This is a genomic window from Guyparkeria sp. (assembly GCF_046545975.1).
Taxonomy (GTDB): Bacteria; Pseudomonadota; Gammaproteobacteria; order Halothiobacillales; family Halothiobacillaceae; genus Guyparkeria.
On sequence record NZ_JBKGYT010000015.1, the window covers coordinates 19,383 to 27,874 of the forward strand.

Sequence of the window (8,492 nt, forward strand, 5' to 3'; positions counted from 1 at the left end):
GCGACGTGGCCTGCGGTTCGTTTCTCGTACAATGGGCCGGATGAGCACATCCGTCGACAGCACCGACCCGGCCAGCATTCTCGCTTATATCGAGCGCAACCGCGATCGCCTGGCCCTGCGTCATTTGCCGCGCATCGACCGCCAGATCCACCGCCTGCAGGAAGCCCCCGCCGGCGCCGAGAGCGCCCTGCACCCGCTGCTCGACCAGGTGACGGCCGCCGCGGACGAGGTCAGCGCGCGCGAGGCGCTGTCCATCCACATCGCCTACCCGGACGAACTGCCCGTCTCCGGCGCGCGCGAGCGGATCAAGACCGCCATCGCCGACCACCCGGTGACCATCGTCGCCGGCGAGACCGGCTCGGGCAAGACCACGCAGCTGCCCAAGATGCTCCTCGAGCTGGGCTACGGGCGACGCGGCATGATCGCGCACACCCAGCCTCGGCGGATCGCCGCGCGCAACGTCGCCCGGCGGCTGGCCGAGGAGCTCGACGAGGGCGAGGGACACGACGGGCGCACCGCGGTCGGCTACAAGGTGCGCTTCTCCGACCAGACCCGCCCGGAGTCGCGCGTGGCGGTGATGACCGACGGCCTGCTGCTCGCCGAACTGCAACACGATCGCGAGCTTTTGCGCTACGACGCCCTGATCATCGACGAGGCCCACGAGCGCAGCCTCAACATCGATTTCCTGCTCGGGGTGGTCAAGCGGCTGCTCGAGCGCCGGCCGGACTTCCGCCTCGTGATCACCTCGGCGACCATCGACCCGGAGCGCTTCGCCGAGCACTTCGCCGACCGCGCCGGACGACGCCCGCCGATCGTCACCGTCAGCGGGCGGGGCTACCCGGTCGAGGTCCGCTACCGCCCCCCCGAGGCCGACCGCGACGAGGAGCTGGGCTCGACCATCGCCCGCGGCGTGATGCACGCGGTCGACGAGCTGGTCCACGAGGGGCCCGGCGACATCCTGGTGTTCCTGCCCGGCGAACGCGAGATCCGCGAGACCGAGCGCCAGCTATCGCGTCACGGCCTGAGAAACACCGAGATCCTGCCGCTCTACGCGCGCCTGTCGGCGGCCGACCAGCAGCGGGTGTTCGCCCCGCATGCCGGCCGACGCATCGTGCTGTCGACCAACGTCGCCGAGACCTCGCTGACCGTGCCGGGCATCCATTACGTGATCGATTCGGGCGTGGCGCGCATCAGCCGCTACCATCCGCGCGCCCGGCTGCAGAAGCTCGGCATCGAGCCGATCTCGCAGGCCTCGGCCAACCAGCGCGCCGGGCGCTGCGGGCGGATCGCCCCGGGCGTGTGCATCCGCCTCTACGAGGAGGATGACTTCGAGGGCCGACCGGCCTTCACCGATCCGGAGATATTGCGCTCCAACCTCGCCTCGGTGCTCCTCCAGCTCGATGCGCTCAAGCTCGGGCAGGCGGAGAACTTCCCCTTCATCGAACCGCCCGACCCGCGCCAGCTGAGCACGGCACGCAAGCACCTGTTCGAACTCCAGGCGATCGACGAGCGTGGCCGACTGACGAGGATCGGCCGCCAGCTCTCGCGCCTGCCGATCGACCCGGCCCTGGGTCGCATGATCGTCGCGGCCCGCGAGCACGGTGACCGGGCGACCGAGGACATGCTGATCGTGGCGGCCTTCCTCGCCATCCAGGACCCGCGCGAACGACCGACCGAGGCCCGCGGGGCAGCCGACGCCGCTCATGCCCAGTTCGCCCTGGCCGGCTCGGACTTCGCCAGCGCGCTTGCCCTGTGGTCGGCCTGGCACGAGGTGCGCCGCCACAAGAGCCGCCGCCAGGCGCGCCAGTGGGCGATAAAGCGCTACCTCAACGCCAACCGTCTGACCGAGTGGCACGATCTCGTCGGCCAGCTGCGGCAATCGGTCGACGAGATGTTCCGCATCCGCCTGCCCGACTTCGAGCCGATCGAGATGCCCGAGCCGCCCCGGGAAGGGGAAAACCAGAAGGGAGAGAAGCAGCAGTTGCCCGCCCCCCTGGCCGGCCGGCTCGAGCAGCTGCACCAGGCCGCGCTCGCCGGGCTGCTCGACCAGATCGGCATGCGCGACCCGGCTCCCCCGAAGAGCTACCGTCAGGCCGCCGGCGATCACCGGGGCAAGAAGCGCCGCCAGCCGACCGTGTATTTGGGCGCGAACAACCGCCGCTTCTACCTCTTCCCCGGCTCGGTGACCGTCAAGGCGCAGCCCAAGTGGATCGTGTCGGCGGAGATCGTCGAGACCTCGAAGGTGTTCGCGCGCATGAACGCGCCGATCAACCCGCGCTGGCTCGAACCCATGGCCGGGCACCTGGTCACCCGCGAGTACAACGAGCCCGCCTGGAACCCGAAGTCCGGGCGGGTGACCGCCTTCGAGACCGTACGCCTGTTCGGCCTGCCGATCGTCACCAAGCGGCGGGTCGACTACGGCGGCATCGACCCGGTCGAGGCGCGCGAGATCTTCATCCGCCGGGCGCTGGTGGAGGGCGAGTTCGAGTCGGCCCAACCCTTCTGGCAGCACAACCAGGCGCTGATCGAGGAGATCCGCACGCTGGAGGCCAAGCTGCGCCGCCCAGCGTACCTGGTCGACGAGCAGAAGCTCTTCGACTTCTACCACGCCCGCATCCCCGCCGAGGTGACCGACGCGCGCAAGCTCGACCACTGGATCAAGGCACACCGTGCCGAGGCCGAGGGGCTGAAGCTCACCCGCGACGACCTGCTGGCCGCCGAGCCCGACGACCGGCGGCTGGCCGAACTGCCCGACCACTGGCCGATGGGCCGCTACCGCCTGCGGCTTACCTATCACTTCGCCCCGGGCGAGCCGGACGACGGCGTGAGCCTGCACATCCCGCTGGGGTTGCTCGATCGCATCGACCCCGCGCCCACCACGCACCTGGTGCCGGGGCTGCGACAGGAGAAGATCGAGGCGATGATTCGCGCCCTGCCCAAGGCCGAGCGTCGCCACTTCGTGCCCGCCCCGAGCTTCGCCGAGGCGGTGGAGGACCGCATCACCGACACCGGCATCCCGCTCTCCCAGGCCGTCGCCGACGAGCTGCGCCGCATGACCGGCCACGAGGTCGACCCCGCCCTGCTCGACGAGCGCAAGCTGCCCGAGCACCTGCGCATGCGCTTCGTCGCGGTGGACGAGGACGGCGAGCCGGTCGATTCGGACCGCGACATCAATGCCCTGCGCGGACGGCAGACCGAACGCGCGAAGGAAGCGTTCGAGCAACGCGCCCGACACCGCCTGGAGGATCATTCCACCACCGAGTGGGACGTCGGCGAACTGCCGGAGACGCTCACCGTCGAGAGCGCCGGCGCCCAGCTCGAGGCCCGCCCGGCACTGGCCGACCGCGGCGACCACGTCGAGATCGAACTGGTCGACGACCCCGAGCGCGCCCGCCTGATCCACGAGGCCGGGGTGGTCCGCCTGATGCTGCTGGCCCGCGCGCAGATGGTCCGCCAGGCGGAATCCGACCTGCGCGGCGACCGCTCGCTGGACACGGTTCGCCTGAACTACAGCCGGCTGAAATCGCCACGCCCGATTCCTTCGGAAGGCATGCAACGGCCGCAGCGCGCCGACCGCGCCTTCGACCAGGAGCTTGTCTTCCGCGCGGCCTGGCAACTGGCCGTCGCCGACCAGCCACCGGTGCGCGACCCCGACACCTTCCGCGAGCGCCTGGCGCGTCTCGACGGGGAGCTGCCGGGCCGGGCGATGGAACTCGCCCAGCAGCTCCGGGCGATTCTCGAACGTCAGCACCAGCTGCGTCGCCAGCTTGGCGGGCGGCTGCCGCTGTCCGTGATCGAGGCGGCCCGGGAAATCGGCGACCAGCTCGACCTGCTGGTCCACCCCGGCATGATCTGGCTGGCCTCCGACGACCGGCTGGCCCAGCTGCCCCGCTACCTGGAGGGCGCGGAAAAGCGCCTGGAGAAGACCGAGCGCCAACCGGAACGGGACCGCATGCTGCGTGTGCCGTTCGCCCCGCTGGCCGAACAGGTGAGGCATCGTCTGCTCAAGGGCAGTCCGGATCTGGTCGAATGGCAGCGTCGCGAGGCACTGCTGGACCTGCTCGAGGCCCACCGCCTGGCCGTTTTTACCCAGGAACTGGCCGGCAAGGGCGCACCGAAGGCCAAGGACGTCGAGGCGGCGCTGAAGCAGGCGTAGCGGGCCGACTCCTCCCGCCTGCGGGGGCACTGGCCCGATGAATCGCTCGCAAGGCAAGCGAAGTGGTCTATAGGAGTGGAGGAACAAGAGGATCTTCCGCATGACCGGCAGTCACACGACAACGCCTTTCCTGATACCCCGGCTGGCACTGGTCCTCGCCGCGGCCTGGCTCGTCGTGCCGGCGACGGCGAGCGAGACCACGGTCTACAAGTGCCTCCAGCCCGACGGCAGCGTGGTGTTCTCCGACCAACCCTGCGAGGGAGAGATGGAGGTACAGGTGATCGATGCGCCCGCGGCGGGCACGGGCGGAGAGGCCGCCCGCGAGGGGATCGCACGACTCGCCCGGGAATACGACGAGCGCAAGGAGGCCGAGCGGCTGGCCGCCGAGAAACGGGCCGCCGAGGCGCCGCCGCCCGTGGTATTCGCCCCGCCGGAGGGCGCCGCCGGCAGCCACTACTATCCCTACCATTCCCGCAGCCTCTACGACCGCTACCGCGAGCCGGGCGGCGGCCTCTACATCGACGAGGACGGATTCTCGTTATGGTACGGCGATCGGCCACCGCACTACCGCCCGCCGCATCGGCCGCACCCGCCGAAACGGCCGGACGACAACCGCGACCCGTATTCCGCGACGGGCGAACCCATCAAGGAACCGGGCTATTCCGGCCGTTATCCCGGCGGTTTTCCCGGTTATCGTTAGTCCAGCCCTGCGCCGGTTCGGAACCGGGGCGTAATCTGCAATAATCCGCGACCGCACCCACAACAGCGAACGATCAGACATGCAGGCGCACATCTTCAAGAGTCGCAGGAATCCCGACATGTATCTCTTCGTCCGGGCCGGGCAGGACCTCGAGGAACTCGACCCGATGGTGCTCGACAAACTGGGGACACTCGAGTTCGTGATGGAACTGGACCTGTCGGACGACCGCCAACTCGCCCGCACCGACACGGCCACCGTGCGCCACCACATCCAGACGCTGGGCTTTCACCTGCAGATGCCGCCGGCCGCCGACAACTGGGCGCACTGGGACAACCTCAAGGCGGGCATTCGTGCCGGCAAGGCCGGGCCCGGATGAGCCGGCCGCTTTCACGCGCCGGCACGCGGCTGGTCCTGGGATTGCTGGCCGCCCTGGCCCTGGCCGGCTGCAGCTAGGGCCCCGACCGGGCCGAGGTACAGGCCGTACTGCAGGAGCGGGTCGACCCGCGGGCCGAGGTGGTGATCGTCGAACGGATCGACTCGATGAACGCCGCGGCGCGCGGGGATGTCTGGGTGGTGGACGTCGAGGCCACCCTCCTCTTTCCCCGGGATCTCGCCGACGTGGCCCGCGAGCTGGGCAGCTCCGGCGAGGGCGCGCTGGACCACCTGGGACGACTGGAACTGATGCTGCGCTTCGGCGAGTTCGAGGCCGGGGACACGCGCCCCTACCGCACGCGGCTGGAGCTGATCGAGGGGCGCGACGGCTGGATGGCCGACACCCGGGACTGACGCCGTGGTCTCAGAGCGCGGCGATCTCGTGCAGGCGGTCGAAATCCAGCTCCATGCCGTTGTGCGCCACGAACATGGGATTGAGCAGGGATTCCTTGGTGTTGTACCGCAGGGGCCGCCCCTGCAGATCCGTCAGGTGGCCGCCGGCCGCCTCGAGCACGCACTGGGAGGCGGCGGTGTCCCATTCCGAGGTCGGCCCGAGGCGGGGATAGAGATCGGCCCGGCCCTCGGCGATCAGACAGGTCTTGAGCGAACTGCCGCAGCGGATGATCTCCGGCTGGCCGAAGGTCTCGGATAGGTGCTGCTCGCGCAGGCTCGAATGGGAACGTGACAGCGCCAGCGTCGGTGGCCAGGCCGGGGGCCGGACCCGGATGGGATCGGCCCGTCCGTCGACGTAGCGCCATGCCCCGTCGCCGCGGATGGCGGCATATTCAAGGCCGATGGCTGGAGCGAGCACCACGCCCAGCACGGGGTCGCCCCGCTCGATCCGGGCGATGTTCACGGAGAACTCGCCGTTTCGCTTGACGAACTCCCGCGTGCCGTCGAGCGGATCGACCAGCCAGTAGGTTTCCCACCCCTGCCTTTCGCGCCACGCCGGCGCACGGGTTTCCTCGGTCAGCACCGGGATGGATGGGTCGAGCGCGACCAGCCGTTCGGAGATCAGCCGATTGGCCACCACGTCCGCCTCGGTGACCGGCGAGGTGTCGTGCTTGCGCTCGACGGCGAAATCTCCCTCGTAGACGGTCATGATCTCCCGGCCGGCCTGTTCGGCGATCTCGCGGACGGCCTCGAGCAGGGCGCGGTCGACCCCGCTTCCCGCCGACTGAGGCCCGTTGTACTGATCGAGCTTTCCGTTCACGCCGTCCCTTCCCTTTCTCGTGCCTCGAGGTGCCCGCGCACCAGGAACATCGCCGCCAGCGAGCGCGCCTCGGAGCAGTCGCCGGAGGCGGCCAGTTCGTCGAGTTCGGCCATGGGCAGCAGGCTGACTTCCAGCGGTTCGGGCTCGTCCCCCGGCAAGCGCGCCGGGTAGAGAGATTCGGCCAGCACGAGGTGCGTACGCTGCCCGGAATATGTCGGCGCCATGGTCAGCTCGTTGAGTCGCGTCAGCCGGCGGGCGCCGAACCCTGCCTCTTCCATCAGTTCCCGGCTGGCCGCCTCCACCGGTGTCTCCCCGTCGTCGATCCGCCCCTTCGGCAGCCCCAGCTCATAGCGCTCGGTGCCGCAGGCGTATTCGCTGATGAGCACGAACTCGCGCTCGTCGGTCAGCGCGGCGACGATCACCGCCCCGTGTCGACTGCCCCGGAGCCTCTCGAACGTCACCTCGGCCCCGTTGGCGAAGCGCAGGTCGACGCCCTCGACGCGGAACAGCCGCGTCTCGGCCAGCGGACGTACCGCTCGGATGGTGGGTGGGGCTTTCGACGGCATGGGCAACCCGTGGATACGAACCTCTGGAATCCCGTTCATTGTAGCCGACAAGGCCGGCAAACCCGCGATCGGCTCGAAGTCGGTCCGGCTCATGCTTTCCATGAGATAAATTCTCCTTGTGCACTTGCCTTGTCGCAGGTTTTTCCAAACAATGCGCCCCGACATCAGAGGTAGCGCCGCCGCGAAACCGCGACGGGCGCTGAAACAGGGAAACAGGTCCAAGGCCTGTGCTGCCCCCGCAACGGTAGGTGGTGACGCCGGCATCATTCAGCCACTGACCCTCGTCCATCGAGGATCGGGAAGGCGGTGCCGGTAGGCCACGAGCCCGGAGACCGGCCTCTGATCGGTTTTCCCGACCTGCGGTGGGCTGGTCGGCAAGCGACAACGGAACCATGACCACTCGCATCCCTGCCCGACACCCGTCCCTGATCGCGGGTCTGCTCTGCCTCACCCCCCTGTCCACCCTGGCCGACGACGACCGCCTGGGCACCATCAACATCACGGCCGTCCGCGAGGCACCGGCCGAGGCCCCGGCCATGCCGGAGACCGTGATCACCCGCGACGAGATCGAGCGCAGCCAGGCCCGGTCCCTGCAGGAGTTGCTTGCAGGCCGTGCCGGCCTGAACGTCATCAACCAGGGTGGGCCGGGCAAGCTGTCCAACGTGTCCATCTGGGGACAGAGCGCCAGCCGCACGGCCGTGTTCGTCGACGGGGCGCGGGTCGGTTCGGTCTCGGCCGGCCAGACCTACCTCGAACACGTTCCCCTGGCGCACATCGAACGGATCGAGATCGTGCGCGGCCCCCGGTCGGGCCAATGGGGCGCGGACGCCGGGGGCGGCGTCATCCAGATCTTCACCCGCAAGGGCGCCGAAGACGTCACGCAGCTGTCCGGCGGCATCGGCGCCGGTTCGCGCGGCCAACGGGAGGCCGACGCACGCATTGGTGGCCGGCAAGGGGCGTTCGACTACTCGCTGGGCGTGGCTCACCGGGAAACCGATGGCTTCGATGCCCAGAGCGACCCCGCAACGGACCCCGACGACGACGGCTACGAGAACGATTCCGTGCAGGGTCAGGCCGGCTACCGCTTCGGCAACGGCGGCCACGTTCGCGGTCAGTTCCTCGCCAGTTCGGCGGAGGTCGAATTCGACGGGTTCTACCAGGAATCGGAGATCGAGCAGCGCACCTTCGGCCTGTCCGCTTCCACCGGACGGATCGGGTTCTGGCAGCTGCGCGCCCGCGCCGGCCGGCACATCGACGACCAGGACAGCGTGGACGAGCTCGGCGGCACCTCTCGGTTCGACACGCAGCGTGACACGCTGTCTCTGGCGAACGACTTCTTCATCGCCCCCTCCACCTCCGTGACCGTGGGTGCGGACCAGACCTACGACAAGCTTTCGAGCAGCTCTGACTACGAGAAGAATTCGC

General features: G+C 69.4%; 7 protein-coding genes and 1 riboswitch. Of the genes, 5 read left to right on the forward strand and 2 right to left on the reverse strand.

The window, feature by feature from the left end:
* Positions 1–40 precede the first annotated feature (40 nt).
* The 4 genes from hrpA to ACLFMY_RS02755 all read left to right on the forward strand — a co-directional run bounded on the left by hrpA (position 41) and on the right by ACLFMY_RS02755 (position 5,642).
* Positions 41–4,156 carry an ATP-dependent RNA helicase HrpA gene (gene hrpA, locus ACLFMY_RS02740; protein WP_410763003.1) on the forward strand — a complete coding sequence of 1,372 codons (4,116 nt, stop codon included), beginning with the start codon at positions 41–43 and terminating at the stop codon, positions 4,154–4,156.
* A gap of 100 nt (positions 4,157–4,256) precedes the next feature.
* A complete protein-coding gene (locus ACLFMY_RS02745) occupies positions 4,257–4,856 on the forward strand; it encodes a DUF4124 domain-containing protein (RefSeq protein WP_410763005.1) in 600 nt (199 codons plus the stop codon).
* Positions 4,857–4,935: 79 nt separating this feature from the next.
* The gene (locus tag ACLFMY_RS02750; protein ID WP_410763006.1) at positions 4,936–5,232 is read left to right on the forward strand and encodes a YcgL domain-containing protein; all 297 of its coding nucleotides are present in this window, start codon (positions 4,936–4,938) and stop codon (positions 5,230–5,232) included.
* A gap of 137 nt (positions 5,233–5,369) precedes the next feature.
* On the forward strand, positions 5,370–5,642 hold the full coding sequence (locus tag ACLFMY_RS02755) for a hypothetical protein (protein ID WP_410763007.1): 273 nt from the start codon (positions 5,370–5,372) through the stop codon (positions 5,640–5,642).
* Between the two features lie 10 nt (positions 5,643–5,652).
* Here ACLFMY_RS02755 and cysQ read toward each other — a convergent pair whose 3' ends face one another.
* On the reverse strand, positions 5,653–6,501 hold the full coding sequence (gene cysQ, locus ACLFMY_RS02760; protein WP_410763008.1) for a 3'(2'),5'-bisphosphate nucleotidase CysQ: 849 nt from the start codon (positions 6,499–6,501) through the stop codon (positions 5,653–5,655).
* Complete coding sequence (nudE, locus tag ACLFMY_RS02765) at positions 6,498–7,067, reverse strand: ADP compounds hydrolase NudE (protein WP_410763009.1); 570 nt, start codon at positions 7,065–7,067, stop codon at positions 6,498–6,500. The genes cysQ and nudE overlap by 4 nt, the downstream gene beginning before the upstream one ends.
* Before the next feature lie 151 nt (positions 7,068–7,218).
* A riboswitch (cobalamin riboswitch) is annotated at positions 7,219–7,423 on the forward strand.
* Positions 7,424–7,459: 36 nt separating this feature from the next.
* Between nudE and ACLFMY_RS02770 the strand changes: the two genes are divergently transcribed.
* Positions 7,460–8,492 (forward strand): TonB-dependent receptor (locus tag ACLFMY_RS02770; RefSeq protein WP_410763010.1); only part of this gene is annotated, 1,033 nt, incomplete at its 3' end.

Coding starts and splice junctions, on each gene's coding strand:
- hrpA (WP_410763003.1), top strand. CDS start 41: ATGAGCACATCCGTCGACAGCACCGACCCGGCCAGCATTCTCGCTTAT.
- ACLFMY_RS02745 (WP_410763005.1), top strand. CDS start 4,257: ATGACCGGCAGTCACACGACAACGCCTTTCCTGATACCCCGGCTGGCA.
- nudE (WP_410763009.1), bottom strand. CDS start 7,067: ATGCCGTCGAAAGCCCCACCCACCATCCGAGCGGTACGTCCGCTGGCC.
- ACLFMY_RS02750 (WP_410763006.1), top strand. CDS start 4,936: ATGCAGGCGCACATCTTCAAGAGTCGCAGGAATCCCGACATGTATCTC.